We start from the raw sequence: 14,231 nt of genomic DNA on the forward strand, positions 1-14,231 counted from the left end.
CTGAGTTGTGCCTCTGGCGCGAAATCCAAAGGTGGCGAACAGGATGCCGCCAGCTCAAACTTTTCCAGATCGAGGCGATGCGTAAATGAAAATCGGCATAGTGACCGTTTCCGATCGAGCCAGTCGTGGTGAATACACTGATCTCAGCGGGCCAGCGATCAGGACGTTCCTGGACCGGGTGCTGGTGGGCGAATGGGAAGCTGTCCCCCGCGTCGTGCCAGACGGTAGAGAGTCCGTTCGGGACGTACTGATTGATCTGTGCGACCGAGAAGCTGTGGGACTTGTCCTTATCACTGGCGGCACTGGCCCTGCACCGAGGGACCAAACACCGGAGGGGATCGCCGATGTAGCGGACAGAGAGCTGCCTGGCTTCGGTGAACTCATGAGGCGGATCAGTTTCGAAACCGTGCCTACCGCTATCCTGTCCCGTCAGGGCGCATCACTCAGGGGAACCACGCTCATCGTCTCGCTCCCAGGGAAACCTGCAGCTATCGATGTGTGCCTGTCGGCAGTCATGCCTGCCATACCGTATTGTCTGGAACTAAGTGGTGCAGGCAAGTTGGAGACCCACCCTGAGCAGATCGTTGGTTTCCGGCCTCGTACCTGATCGTTCTTCTACCGGCCAGGAATGCGGTCGGGGGCAGTCTCCACCATGAACTTGAGGAAATGCAACAATTGCCAAAGAGTGAAATCGCCGAATCCAGCGTGCACTTCGGCAACATCGTTTCGGCTACCCCGATCGATGCGTTAACAATCGAAAACGTGATTGATCGGATAGTGACGCTGAACACCAAGCTGGCAAGCTTCTGGTCAAAGAGCGATGGTTGGGCCCCCGCACATGCAGCGGGTCTACTTGGAAAGTCCCGCTTGGACTGGCAGGTTTCTCTGTCTTCAACGTTAAGGATGTGGGCGTCCAGCGCTGAACTTGCCCCAGGAGAGCTGATCCTGGCTTGGGCGAATTTGGGAAGCTTGCTGGAGGGCTCCGTCAAGCTCCTGCTATCTGTTTACTACGACACCTATAGAACCGATTTGGAAAATCTGAAGAAGTCCAATGCCTATGACCACAAAAAGGGGGCACCGCATAGTCCTGACGGTTTGGCTCTCGAATCGCTGCGAAAGTACTGTCTGGCTGGAGCAATATTTGACGCAGAACATCTGCTGCTAATGGATTTAGTGCAGCAACGCCGGAATGCGATACACGCGTTCAAGGATCGCCCGATTGGCGACGCAACTGAATTTGAAGGCGCGGTACGCGGATATCTCTCGTTCTTGCGGGAAGTTGTCCGGCGTCTCCCGTATCCTGACGACATCTACGTGCCTCGAGAATAAAACAGGCGCCACGCTGCTGCAAGCTCGGCAGTCTCCAGCGCCAAATGATTGCCAGCGATAACCACTGCCAAACCCCATCTGCTCGGCATTGTTTTTCCTTACGGCCGGTGTTGTGCCCGCACCCATCGAGCGATGAACCAAACTGAAAGTATGACCAGGGGAACGGCAGACGTGAGCAAGATTGCCTTGGGCAAGCGCCAAATCTCCGCAGGGCCACCCAGCAGGTAAGCCGCAATGCCCAGCAGATAGTAGCTGATGGCGATCACCGAGAGCCCTTCCACCGTCCGTTGCAACAGAAATTGGCTTCGTGCACTGCGGTCGATGCTGTTGAGCAAGGCAGCGTTCTGCATTTGTACGTCCACACCGATCTTCACGTTGAGCAAGCCAACAGCCCGCTCGATTTTGTTGCTCACGACGGCTAAGCGCTGGCTCATCGCGTCACAGGTCGCAATTGCCGGATTCACACGGGTGCTGATGAAGGTTCGAAGCGTCGTGCCTTGAGTACTGCGCACTTCCTCCAGTGCTGCCAACCTGTCCTGAAGAATGGTGTCGTATGCGCGCCCTGCCGAAAACCGATAGTCCATCTGCTGACTGAGCTGCCCAGATTGTACCGACAGGTGGTGCAATGCCTTAAGGGTGCTTTGCGCGCCTACCGGGTCATTGTTCGCCATGGCGTCAACAAGGCCGCTGAGCTCCCGTTCAATCCTGCGCAAGTCAGGCGTAAGCCGCCGTGCAAGCGGAAGACCAAGCAGGGCCAGTGTGCGGTAACAGTCGATCTCCAGAAGACGGCGAACGAGCAGTGACCGCCGGACCACATCTAGTCGGCTCGCAGCGACTTCGAACCGGATGAACCGCTCTTGGTCGGGAACGAAGTCCGTCGCGACCTGAGCTTCCCCTGCGTCCAGGGTGGACACGCAAAAGCTGGTAAGTTGAAAGCCTGGTATCAGCGGTTCCGGAATAGCGGCTTCTTCTAACAGGTCGAGGCGGGTTGCAGCGACGAGCAATCCGCCTGCCAGTATTTCCAATCCAATGTTGTCAGGAGCACTGTTCCTGTCCTCCAAGACGCCGCGCCAGGTGACGGTGATGAACTCATTGTGGAATTCCCAAGTCACGTGATGGTCGGCCGTGTCGAAACTGTACTGCCTAGCACTAGAAGTGGGATTGCCCAGGGATTTGGCGGTGCAAAATGCGTTGAACCGCTCAAAACACTCAGGGACCGTAGGGGACGTGCCGGCTAGCAGAAAAACCAGTCTGCGCAGCCGGCAGCTGACGGGCAGCAGATCAAATGGCCGCGCATGCACCTCCTCGAGAATAAGTGCTCGGTCCGGATGATCTGTAAGCATGGCGTACCTTGTTGGTGGTCAGCGAAAGAGGTGCACATCTACGGCGCCTGACCGCAATCGGACATTGGGCTGCCGACCTTGGTCTTACATCTCCAAGCCGCGTGCACCGAGCACCGGCGTCGGTTCGCTACGCTCCGCAACTCAAAATAAGGATTTGAATGCCATTCCTTGCTTGCAGGGCTAAAAGCGAGAAATCATGACGCCAGAAGAATTTGAGCGAGAGTATCCCAAGCTTCGATTGGGCGACCTCTTTATGCTGTCGGTTTTTGTCCGAGACAACACAGGTGGAGATTTGCCAACCAGCGTCCGGAGCTTCACCAAGGCCTTGGATTCCTCCCACAGGAGGTTCCTGCGAGTTCTTGACGTGTTCGAGACGAAAACAAAACGATTGCTGGTCAGGCGAGTGGCAGTCAACCCCGACGGCACGTTGGGAAACGAGGTGAGGTTGTACGCCGACGCGATGCGCCTTGATCAAGAGCGAGACAACGGCATCGAAGGAGCGAGGGGCACACGAAGGGTTCAGGGAGCTATAACTAAGGCAGCAGAACCCTGGTACTTGTATGGTGAACTCCTGGGGCAACTTTTCGACAAAGTTGCGAATGAAGACCCACAACGTGCGACGGAGTTACTGGCGAACGCTATGAAGACACTTGGACTGCGATTGCCGAACGATACACAGTAAAGGCATCGGACGATGCATACACAAAAATACTTCACTAGGAAGGGAGCCGTCTTATTCTAGTTACCTCAAAGGCAGCCAAGAACTAGAGCAGGCCTTTTCTGGGTCGTTGCACAGCAGAACTTGCCGACTCCTGCGTGCCCAAACTTCGTGCCGCTGCTTGGCATCACGGGGCAAACCCGGGCGGCGAAAAGAAACCCAGGTCCCGGGCGAACTCGTTTATCTCGCCTTCCAGTTCCACCATGATGAGATCGAGTACCGCTTCGCGGCACATCGAGCGAATGGATTCCCCATCGCTCTCAAGGGTGAAAAGATCGGGCCTGGCTTCGAGCATTGCCCCCATCCACCTGATCGACACGTGTTCCTCCGCAGGGACCGTGGCTTCGAGTCCCCGTATCACTGCCTCAACGATGTTCAATTCCACTTTGTTCGTGTCTATGGGTACGAACCTGAGTTCGGCGAGCGCTGCCTCGCGGCACTTGATCTTAAGAGAGTCAAATTCGGTCATGGTAACCTCCATGACAAAAGCATTGCCGCAGAACATGAAAGTCACAACGCTCTGCTCACCTACCATCGAATTGGTTGTTGAAACAGCGCATGCACCCGGCAGCGCCAGCTATCGAACTTTGAAGTGCTTCAACTTTCCGGTTCGCTTAAGAGCCGCATCCATTGTCAGCAAACTCACTGAGCGAGCGAACTCCCCAGTCTGCTTGAGCGTGCCTGAACCCAGCAGACTTTCCGGTGACTGTGATGCGCCTATAGTCACTTTCTAACCCTGCTCCTACCCTGACAGTTCAACGACCGTTGGGACACACCATGAATCTGGGATATTCTATTTTGCTGGGCGAATTCGTCCCAGCCAATCAAGCAAGGCCCACAGACGTGGCCGGTTTCCAGATCGTCTGCCCCTGCTGCAAAGATCCGGTGTTCAAAACTGAACGCTTGGGCCGCAAGGACGTATTGGAGTTCTTTTCGCATTATGCCAGCAAGGTTGGCACCGAAGATTGTGAACTGCGTGTCGCCGGCATTAGCGAGGGCACCCGAGCGAGCACCAACTCAGCGTCCAGGAGTCAGACTCTCAAGTTATTCCTCGCCGTGATTCGTAGCGCCATGGCCGTGGCTTGGAAAGACGATCCGCATGCCCGCCGCTGGGCGGAGGTTGAAGGGTCCCCTGCACTGTCTTGGTTTGTGGATTTACGTGCCGACCATATGGCGACCGGCAGGTGGTTCAAGGATGCCGACTTGGATGAAGCGCTCGACACCGCCATCAGCGATGTAGATCTAATGGCGCTCAGGAATGCAGGCGGCCTTGACGTCTCGGTCAGACGCAGGCTTGTGAAAGACGTTATCTCTCACCTTCGCTCCCCGAATGCAGCCAAGAACCGCAAAACCTTGATTCTGCATGGTTTGCGCGGCGCTGTTGAAGCCTTCTGGACTTGCGAAGCTCTGAATGAAATCGACATTCCCATGCGCAAAATGTTCAACGCACTGCTATCCGACACCCGTACGGACTGGAGGGCCTGGGTGAAGCGCATGAACGAACGACAGGGACCTCATCTCGATGCATTCAACGACCTGCACTTCATGATCGAGATGTTCCTGATGCGAGACCTGCTGCGTCTTCCGGTCGTCAGAATGCTTGAGAACCACAGGGCCGGTCGCGCTGTATTGGAAGGAATTGACGACCTCGATTATCTTCCCATAGCGCACGCAAAAAGCGATGAAATCTCCGGTCCCAGCATCTGAGCACTGTTGGTCGGCAATCTTCCAGCCGCTACTCGCAGGCAGCCGCTTCGGTCTTTCCTTCTGCCGCGAGTGTTTTGGCCGCTGCGGTCAAGTAGCGATCCGAGTTGTCGGTAATGTTCCTAAAAGTGGCTTCGATCGGCACAGAACGAGTCTTGACGGCAGGTATGAAGAACTATGCCTTCCCGGCAGTTTAGTACCCACAGTATTGGAAAACGACAACGGGGACAGGATGCAACGCACTTCCGATCCGTGACGCGGGACAGGGTTCGGTGCTCTAGTCAATGTATGTCTTCCCATTAACCCAACTCTCAGGGCTCGATACCATACCGTACCGCCATTTGGTATGTACCAGGCGTAGTGAACCTCTTGAGTATTTTTATGGCCCCCACGAAAGCTACCAAGGAAACTGTCCTGTACGCGTACCAGCAGCTGGTTGCGGAGAATACGCCCCCTTCTGCTGAGGCGATAATTGGTATTATTGGCGGGTCGAAGAGCACTGTCTTGCGCCATCTCAATCAGATTCGAGTTGAGTTGGCGGCGCCCGATCCCGACACCGAGCCGCTCCCTGCATTCCTTTACGAGACGGCAGAACCGATGATCCGCCAACTATGGAGCGCGGCCCAAAGAGAAGCGTCGAAAGCCTCGGAACGAAAGCTGTCACAATTGTTCATGCTACAGGCAGGGCTGATCGAAGACGTGCAAACAGCCGAAAAGGTTGAGGAGATGCTAAGCCACCGACTCTCAGATCTCGAACTGGAAAATGCCTCTCTGAAGTCCAGCCTTGAACAAATCGAAGCGGAAGCTGCAAACCGGGCCAAGACGCTGGAGGAGCAAAACGCCAGAAGTGCCACTCTCCAGATAGATCTTGAGCGTGCAAAAACCACCATCGCGGAGCTTCGATCACACGCGTTGAACATCGATCGGCTGGAAGAACTGATACGTTCGAACGGTCGGAAAGCCGACAGTGCAAAAAAGGATGCAGGATCCTCATCAGGCACATGAGCGCCTAAAGGTCGCGACTGTTCCACAGACCGCGTTATCTCGGCAGGTAGTTCCTGATGGAGGTTAAACTTGGCTTTGGCGGGCTAGTTCATTGCGCTTGGTGGGCCAAGCACCGGTGACAAAGTAAGACGAGCGTCTTTTCGCTATCAGAGTGGCCCGCACCGCAGCCATGCGCAAAGATAGATCCATGTCGGCATCGGCCACTTGTTTACGGTCGAGGAAGTGCCCGACCGTCCATCGGTCGATATAATCCACAAGTTCGGGCACGTCGGTCTGCCGTAGATAGGCAACAGCTACAGCCCAATCATCTTTCCTGTGGCGAACCAACGCATCGATCGCTGTTCCGGTAGCCCGAAACCGGCGTTCTACAGGCACGGTGTCATCGCTCCAAAGGGCGGTCACAAAAGCCTGCACCACCTTGAGATGGGAGCCGATGTCGGCTGCCTTGTTCCCGATGAAGCGGCACAGAGCATTGAGGTCGTCCAAGGTCTCACCCCTTGCAGCATCAAAGAGTGCCTGCCACCCGATGCTGACATGCTCGTGGCGCCGCCAAGCTAGTGACGCAACAAGCTCGGAGTGCCTGGACCTGGTCAACAAGTCATGATCCAGGGCGTAGTTGAAGACGGCTTGCAACCAAGTACCCTGCGCGCCTGCGACCTGCTCCGCATATTCCCTGAAGAACTTGTCTTCAGAAAGCAACAGCCGGCCCTCCGCTGCCGCGAAAGTAGCGTCGAGCACATGTGAGCCAAAACCGTCGGTGATTGTTCGAGCTATCTCATGTAATTCGTCTGGCGCAGCGACCGACAGGACATCGCAAGCAGCTGTGATCTTTTCCACTTGCTCGTCTACAAACGCCTTGGCAGCACTGACTTCCTCCGCCGACTGGATACGCCGAACGAATTCCCCATCATGCAAGCCCAGAGTCATGCTTTCACCACGGGCAAAGTTTCGCTCTCTCAGGTTAGCGAGATCATCCAGGGTGCTCTGGGTCACCGAGGGCCTTCCGAACACCCCGGTGAGGACATCGAAGGCGTTCATAGTCGCCACTGACCAGGCGGCGTAGGTGTCAAGAACCGCTCCTCCCGCTCGACGTGTCTGAATCAACTTCGCTGCAGCAAGGCGTTCCGGCACATTCCCGGAGCATGTGGTCAGGTCAGCTCCCAAGCTGCGGATATAGTCAACGAAGCCGATCACGTCATTCCCTGCCATGGTAGCTACCATGTTCAGGGGAATATGCTGTTCCAGGTAAAAGGCCGCGATCTCGCGGCTCCTGTCGGCCATCTTCTTTACCTGGTCCAAGATCGGCTGGATGTCCTCATCTTTGGCCGTGAAGCTTAGAAACCCCTGCTCATTGGGAAACCTCGCCTCAAAATTTTGCAGCACATCATGCAAGGCATGCAGGTACTTGTGCTTTATCTCCGTAACTGTCCAAGTGCGTTTCTCGCCAAAGGCTGCGGCAACCCCAAATGACTCACCAACACGCAGGTCCGAACTCGCGGCGACAATCGGGTGGGCGGTCGACATAAGGCCTTCCCCGGGTCTGTTGTCGCTTTCTGTAACGATGAAACTTTGATTGTGACCATCGGCGTCTTCGATTCTCACCCACGCATCGACCTGAACCGTCTCGACACCCGGGATCTTGATTTCTTCGCGTCGCCCTATGACCAGTCCGAAGTACCGCATCGCAACTTCGGGATCGTTTCGGCTGACGACGATGGTTGCATAGGCGATCGAAAGAGCCTCATCGGCCCGTCCCGCCTCAGCAAGTTCAAGCGCAAGGGTCATCTTCTGCGCGGGACTTCCGGGAAGGTCTGATGCCGAAAGTGTCGACAGCAAATCGGCGATGTCCCTTGTACGCCCCCGACGCCGCAGCGTAGCGAATAGAGGAAGCAGGTTGTCTAGTGAAGGCTCAATCTCGGCGGCACGCCTGAGTGCAGTTTCAGCTTGTCCGAGTGCCCCCCGGTTGAAGTGCATCATCCCAGCTGCGCGCTGGAAGCTCGGAACGTTCCGAACGGATTCCGGCAGTGCCAGGAAAAACTCCACTGCCCGGCGCCGAACTGGAGTGTCGTTGACCATCGCGTTCGCCAACATACGCAACTCAAAGCTGTCAAGCGTCAAATCCACATGCCCGTTCAGCAATTCCGCCACGACAGTCCATTCCTGGCTGCGAGCCGCATGCATTGCGACGGTCACACGCGCGGCGAAATGACTATCATCGGAAATGCCGCTGAGAGCAGCGTTGAAACAGGCGTCCGCTAGCTCCGTGAAACCTCGGAACTTGGCGTAGTCAGCTACTGCTATCGTAGCGCGGACGTCATTTTCGGCAGCAGCCGCAAGATCGCGAACTGCCTCTTCCTCGTTTTCTCCCGGGTTCAAGCGAACCGAGGCAATCCCGATTAAAGCCTCGAAAAGCCGGCGTTCCACTTCCGGCACCAAATCATGAGGTGTGTTTGCAAGCGCCGCAATTGCGGCCCAGTCCTGCCGACTTGAGTGATATCTCATAGCCAGCACTGTGGTCGCTTCGGTCGCCGGAAGAGATGGGAAGATGGATTTCGCCAAGGCGTCGTCATCCGCATCGATCGCCAGCATCATCGCACGGGTGCAGAGTTCAGGGTCCGACGGTGCCCGGGCCAAACCTTCGCCGGCAACCCTGCGCGCAGCTTCGAAGTCGCTGAGCACATAGTAGCCGAGCACAAGGTTCGAGCAGACAGCCACGTCTTCCGGACGGAGCGGCCCATCCGATTGACGTCTCTTTCGCCAATGTTCATCTAGCACCGCTAGGCTTATCCTCAGCTGTTCCTTTTTACCTTCATTGAGTAGTCGGGTATTTTGGAAGCCATCGTCGTTGATGATTTCTTCCATTGTTGCTTCAGCGGCAAACAACGACAGCAGCGAGTTGTCAGGAAAGCGGGCACTAGCTTCCAGGGCCTTGGTCTTCCATTGTGACGGGGTTCGCCGTCGCGCGAAATCGACCATTGCGACGGTTACGTCTTCGGAGTTTCGGACCGAAGCCGGCAGGCGAGACAAAGGGTCGAGGATACCTGGATCGAAACGCATGGCCTGAACCAGGTATCCCGCCAACCCCTCATTGTGCGGGTCAACTGCCAGCGCTTGTTCACCGAACTCCATCAGGTCTTCCCAGCGCCGTTGGATCAACAAGCCGAACGCCTTATTCACCGCCGCCTTGGGCTCGTCCGGCGCATGACCCGCTGCGCCGACGAGCAGCGAACCGGCGGCTTCCTCGTCACCGATATCGTACAGGCAGGAACCCATGTTTGCCTTGATACGGAAGAGGATTCGTCCCGAAGCAGTCCCTTCTACCCTCGACAGCAATCCCCGAAACAACTCAAGGGCGGCGCTTGGCCGACCCTCATGTGCCATGGTCCTGTATTGATCGATCTCGGCGTCAAGGAGGGCGTCGACTGTACTTGTCGATGACTGCCCATCATCGGCGGGCGGCTTCACCGCATGTACAATGGTAGCCAGCGTAGCTTGAATTTCGCCGAACGCGACACGGTTCTCGGCAGCCGCTTTCATGCTGATAGACACTGCCAGCTCGCCATGCGCAGTATGGCCGGGATCGAACGCCTTCAGTGCCTCGGGATCTCTTGCGATCCGCTCCTCCAAACTGCCCCACCCCCAGATCTGAATGCGTATGGGGTGAGCAGTTTGGCTGTGCTCGGCGGTCAGTTCCCTAGCCAGCTCTTGCATCACCGCATCGTCAGGCGCGGTGGTGACAATGAAGTACTCTTTCAAAGGCGGCTTGAAGGTCAGGGCCTTCGCGACTTCCTCGCGAACCTCGTTGGCCGTAAGTTTCTTGCCTGGGCCTTTCAGCTTGCACTGAATCCCAACCGTACGAGCCGTGTCCTCTTTTCGGTAACCGAACAGGTCCACCCCATGCTGCTCCTGTCCGCGCCTGCCGACCCGCTCGACGTTCGGATCTTTCAGCAGACCAGACCACAGCACGACACAGGCGCGCTCAAACGCCTGTTCGTCTGCCGGCTTGGGTATCTGTGTAGATGCAAGTGCTGACATAAGCGTCTGGTTTATGGGGCAGAATCGGGTCGGTTGTCACCTGTCCGCGAGAGTACCGCGCTTAGCGGGTGGCCCGAAAATATCGGCAAGGAAACAAATCTGCCCGGCCAGGCTCCCCACCAAAATCCGCTCTCTCTTACAGCCACAATCTGGTGAGTTGACGCAACTTGCTTTGCGCCGATTGCAACCACTCGCTTGCAGTAGCTCTAATGTGTCCCAAAATGGGACACCTCTGTAGACCGGAAGTGTTGATTGCTGCGATTATCCATACAGTGGCAACCCATGTAGGGCCTGTATAGACAGCACCAATATCAGTCGAATAGGAACGCAATTTTCTATGGCACAGCAGTGAGTTAACGCTCATCACTCCAATGCGGAGTGGCTCTCCTGAACAGAACTATCACCGGTTCTACAGTGCCCGCAACGATGTCGAAATTGCCGTCAACGCGCTTTTGATGTTCTGCTCTGCGGTGGCGATCCTGACCACCGTGGGCATCGTATTGTCGCTGGTATTCGAAGCCATCCGCTTCTTCAGCTTCATCAACCCGGCGGATTTCTTCTTCGGCACCGTCTGGAGCCCCAAATTTTCGTCCACGACGACCAATGACCATGGTCAGTACGGCCTGCTTCCCCTGCTGACCGGTACGCTCTGGGTGGCTACGATTGCCTCGCTCGTTGCGGTTCCGATCGGGCTTATGACAGCGATCTACCTGTCCCAGTATGCCCCACGCAATGTACGCGCGGTAATCAAGCCGATCATCGAAATTCTCGCCGGCATTCCCACTATCGTCTATGGCTTCTTTGCCCTGGTGACCGTCGGCCCCTTCCTCAAGGGCGCAGGCGCTCTGGTCGGCCTCGACATCAGCGCCACCAGTGCGTTGACCGCCGGCTTGGTAATGGGCGTCATGATCATTCCCTTCATCTCTTCGCTGAGTGACGACATCCTCAACCAGGTTCCGCTGGCCATGCGCGATGGCTCTTACGGCCTGGGCGCCACCCAGTCCGAAACCATTCGAAAAGTGCTGCTGCCCTCTGCATTGCCGGGCATTGTCGGCGCCTTTCTGCTGGCTGTCAGTCGCGCCATCGGCGAGACCATGATCGTGGTCCTTGCCGCCGGCAACAGCCCGGTGCTGCGCGGTACCCCGCTCGAACCGATCTCGACCATCACGGTCTCGATCGTCAACCAGCTGACCGGCGATACCGATTTCACGGGCCCGCAATCCCTGGTGGCTTTCGCGCTGGGTCTAACCTTGTTCATCATGACCCTCCTTCTCAACATCGCAGCGCTGTACATCGTCCGTCGCTTCCGGGAGCAGTACGAATGACCGATCTTCTTGGCACCGGCCGCAAGGCGGCCAACGAACGTACTCAGCTGGTTCGCGCCGGACTTCGCCGCCGGCACCGAAACGAGCAGGCCTTCCGCATCCTGGGCATCGTGGCCATCTGCTGCGCCCTCGGCTTTGTGGCCCTCCTGTTCACCGACGTGCTGCGCAAGGGCATCCCCGCCTTCCATCAGGCGACCCTGCATCTTGACGTCACCTACGATCCAACCTTGCTCAACGTCGACCCGGTTCCCGAGCGCACGGCAGGACAGTCGGATGCCGATTTCAACGCCGCCAGGCTCGCTTGGCAGCGCAGCGTGGCGATGCTGAACTGGAACAAAGTTGTCGAAGCCGCCTTGCGGACCGTCACACCGGCGGGTCTGGAGATCGATAGCCGGCAGCTACTGACCATTCCCGAAACCAACGCCCGGCACGTCATTCGGGAGGCCTTTGTCGCCAATCCCAACCTGCTCGGCCGGACCCGGAGCTTCGATCTTCTCGCCTCGGCCAATGTCGATAACTGGGTCAAGGGCAATATCGACCGCGAATTGGGCGATGCGCAGCAGCAGATGCCCGCACAGGCCCGCGCGCTGGTCGATGGGTGGGTGGCCGATGGCACCATCACTCAGGATTTTGCCTGGGGCTTGTTCACCAATGTCGACAGCCGTGCGGCGCCCGCTTCGGCGGGTCTTGCCGGCGCATTCATGGGCTCGCTCTATATGATGCTCGTCGTGATCGTGCTGGCGGTGCCGATTGGGGTGGCCAGCGCCATCTATCTGGAAGAGTTTGCCCCCAAATCGCGCCTGACCGATCTGATCGAAGTCAACATCAACAACCTGGCGGCAGTGCCGTCAATTGTCTTTGGTCTCCTCGGCGCTGCGGTGTTCATCAACTTCTTCCACCTGCCCCGATCAGCCCCGCTGGTCGGCGGACTGGTGCTGACACTGATGACGCTGCCGACCATCATCATTGCCACCCGCGCCGCATTGCAGGGCGTTTCACCCGCCCTGCGCCAGGCCGCACTCGGCCTGGGTGCTTCCAAGACGCAGATGGTGTTCCACCACGTGCTGCCCGTAACCTTCCCCTCGATCCTGACCGCCACGATCATCGGCGTTGCTCAGGCCCTAGGTGAAACCGCGCCTTTGCTGCTGATCGGCATGAACGCCTTCGTTGCTTCCGTACCGGGCTCGATCGTCGATCAGGCTACGGCGCTGCCAGTGCAGATTTTCCTCTGGCAGGGCAACGAAAACCGAAACTTCTTTGAAGCCCGTACATCTGCTGCAATCATGGTCTTGCTAGGCCTGATGATCCTTCTCAATGCAGTCGCAATCTTCCTACGCACGCGCCTGGAGCGCCGCGCATGACCAACTTGGAGAATGCACAAATGGATATGCTCGCCGGCAAGGTTAAGATGACTCAGCAATCAGTGAACACTGCCATGAACCCAAGCGACGCCCTCGATCGCCCCATTCGCCTCACCGCCCGCGACGTCACCGTCCACTATGGTGCCAAGCAGGCTCTGCACGGGATTTCCATCGACATCCCCGACCGCGCCGTCACCTCGTTCATTGGGCCCTCGGGCTGCGGCAAGTCGACCTTCCTGCGCTGCATCAATCGCATGAACGACACCATCGAAGGCGCCAAGGTCGGCGGCACGATCAAGCTGGATGGGGAAGACGTTTACGATCCCAATCTGGACGTCGTGGAACTGCGCGCCCGCATCGGCATGGTGTTCCAGAAGCCGAACCCCTTCCCCAAGTCGATCTACGAAAACGTCGCCTATGGCCCGCGTATTCATGGCCTGGCCCGCAACAAGGCCGACCTCGACGAAATCGTTATCTCTTCGCTCCGCAAGGCAGGCCTCTTCGAAGAGGTCAAGGATCGCCTCGGCGAGGCGGGCACCGGCCTGTCTGGCGGTCAGCAGCAGCGTCTCTGCATTGCTCGCGCCATCGCCGTCGGCCCCGAGGTCATCCTGATGGACGAGCCCTGCTCGGCCCTCGACCCGATCGCAACCGCCATCATCGAGGAGCTGATCGACGAGCTGCGCGAGAACTACACCATCGTCATCGTCACCCACTCCATGCAGCAGGCGGCCCGCGTGTCGCAGAAGACTGCATTTTTCCACCTGGGCAATCTGATCGAGGAAGGTGTCACCGAAGACATCTTCACCAACCCGGTCAACAAGCAGACCCAGGACTACATCATGGGCCGCATCGGCTAAGGCACGGAAGGATCATCATCATGGCTAATTCCGGCAAGGAACACATCGTTCAGTCCTACTCGGACGAACTCACCGCACTGGCCCAGGCCATTGCCGAAATGGGTGGTCAGGTAGAGGTTGCCATCGAAAACGGCACCAAGGCCCTGCTCAAGCTCGATCGCGAGCTTGCCGATCTCACCATCATCGCCGACCAGCGCATCGACGACATGCAGCGCCGGATCGACGACATGGCCGTGTCCATGATCGCCCGTCGCCAGCCCATGGCGTCGGACCTGCGCGCCATCGTCACGTCCATCCACGTGGCCTCCGATCTGGAGCGCGTCGGCGACATGGCCAAGCAGCTGGCACGCCGCTCGCTCAAGCTCGAAGGCATGAGCCTGCAGCCCACGTTCTACAATGGCGTCAAGAACATGACCGCGCTGGTGCTGCGCCAGATCAAGGAAGCGCTCGACGCCTATGCCAGCCGCGATGCGGCGGCCGCCATCGAGGTTTGCAATCGCGACGACGAAGTCGATGCCATGCATACCTCCCTGTTCCGCGAACTTCTGACCTAC

Annotated in this window: 11 protein-coding genes and 1 pseudogene; 9 read left to right on the top strand and 3 right to left on the bottom strand. The window is 57.5% G+C overall.

All coding sequences use genetic code 11. The annotated features are described in order from the left end of the window. The first annotated feature begins 85 nt into the window (after nucleotides 1–85). Both mog and C8264_RS20880 read left to right on the top strand, forming a co-directional pair. Entirely contained in the window at nucleotides 86–607 is a 522-nt protein-coding gene (mog, locus tag C8264_RS20875) for a molybdopterin adenylyltransferase (RefSeq protein WP_108462910.1), read from the top strand. A 59-nt stretch (nucleotides 608–666) separates the two neighbouring features. After that, a complete protein-coding gene (locus tag C8264_RS20880; protein WP_245893426.1) occupies nucleotides 667–1,329 on the top strand; it encodes a hypothetical protein in 663 nt (220 codons plus the stop codon). Between the two features lie 98 nt (nucleotides 1,330–1,427). On the opposite strand, the gene C8264_RS20885 is transcribed toward C8264_RS20880, so the two are convergent. After that, complete coding sequence (locus tag C8264_RS20885) at nucleotides 1,428–2,672, bottom strand: DUF3422 domain-containing protein (RefSeq protein WP_108462911.1); 1,245 nt, start codon at nucleotides 2,670–2,672, stop codon at nucleotides 1,428–1,430. Between the two features lie 196 nt (nucleotides 2,673–2,868). On the opposite strand from C8264_RS20885, the gene C8264_RS20890 reads away from it, so the two are divergent. After that, nucleotides 2,869–3,354 (top strand): hypothetical protein, encoded by a 486-nt coding sequence (locus C8264_RS20890; RefSeq protein WP_108462912.1) that lies wholly within the window; start codon nucleotides 2,869–2,871, stop codon nucleotides 3,352–3,354. A 163-nt stretch (nucleotides 3,355–3,517) separates the two neighbouring features. Here the strand turns inward: C8264_RS20890 and C8264_RS20895 are convergent, their stop codons facing one another. After that, nucleotides 3,518–3,859: a hypothetical protein gene (locus tag C8264_RS20895; RefSeq protein WP_162783822.1), complete on the bottom strand. Its 342-nt coding sequence runs from the start codon at nucleotides 3,857–3,859 to the stop codon at nucleotides 3,518–3,520. 308 nt (nucleotides 3,860–4,167) lie between these two features. On the opposite strand from C8264_RS20895, the gene C8264_RS20900 reads away from it, so the two are divergent. Further along, complete coding sequence (locus C8264_RS20900) at nucleotides 4,168–5,097, top strand: hypothetical protein (RefSeq protein WP_108462914.1); 930 nt, start codon at nucleotides 4,168–4,170, stop codon at nucleotides 5,095–5,097. Between the two features lie 366 nt (nucleotides 5,098–5,463). Next, nucleotides 5,464–6,099 (top strand): DNA-binding protein, encoded by a 636-nt coding sequence (locus C8264_RS20905; protein ID WP_162783823.1) that lies wholly within the window; start codon nucleotides 5,464–5,466, stop codon nucleotides 6,097–6,099. Nucleotides 6,100–6,162: 63 nt separating this feature from the next. On the opposite strand, the gene C8264_RS20910 is transcribed toward C8264_RS20905, so the two are convergent. Continuing rightward, nucleotides 6,163–10,134 (bottom strand): tetratricopeptide repeat protein, encoded by a 3,972-nt coding sequence (locus C8264_RS20910; RefSeq protein ID WP_108462916.1) that lies wholly within the window; start codon nucleotides 10,132–10,134, stop codon nucleotides 6,163–6,165. A gap of 338 nt (nucleotides 10,135–10,472) precedes the next feature. Here C8264_RS20910 and pstC point away from each other — a divergent pair. From pstC to phoU, 4 genes and pseudogenes are all read left to right on the top strand, one after another. After that, nucleotides 10,473–11,459 (top strand): annotated as a pseudogene (gene pstC, locus C8264_RS20915) (phosphate ABC transporter permease subunit PstC); the annotation flags it as partial. Further along, the gene (pstA, locus tag C8264_RS20920; protein ID WP_108462918.1) at nucleotides 11,456–12,820 is read left to right on the top strand and encodes a phosphate ABC transporter permease PstA; all 1,365 of its coding nucleotides are present in this window, start codon (nucleotides 11,456–11,458) and stop codon (nucleotides 12,818–12,820) included. The pseudogene pstC and the gene pstA, both read left to right, overlap by 4 nt. Nucleotides 12,821–12,894: 74 nt before the next feature. Further along, the gene (pstB, locus tag C8264_RS20925; protein ID WP_245893428.1) at nucleotides 12,895–13,677 is read left to right on the top strand and encodes a phosphate ABC transporter ATP-binding protein PstB; all 783 of its coding nucleotides are present in this window, start codon (nucleotides 12,895–12,897) and stop codon (nucleotides 13,675–13,677) included. 20 nt (nucleotides 13,678–13,697) lie between these two features. Then, on the top strand, nucleotides 13,698–14,231 hold a 534-nt coding region (phoU, locus tag C8264_RS20930; protein ID WP_108462919.1), incomplete at its 3' end, for a phosphate signaling complex protein PhoU.

This window comes from Devosia naphthalenivorans, from assembly GCF_003056355.1.
GTDB classification, from domain to species: domain Bacteria; phylum Pseudomonadota; class Alphaproteobacteria; order Rhizobiales; family Devosiaceae; genus Devosia; species Devosia naphthalenivorans.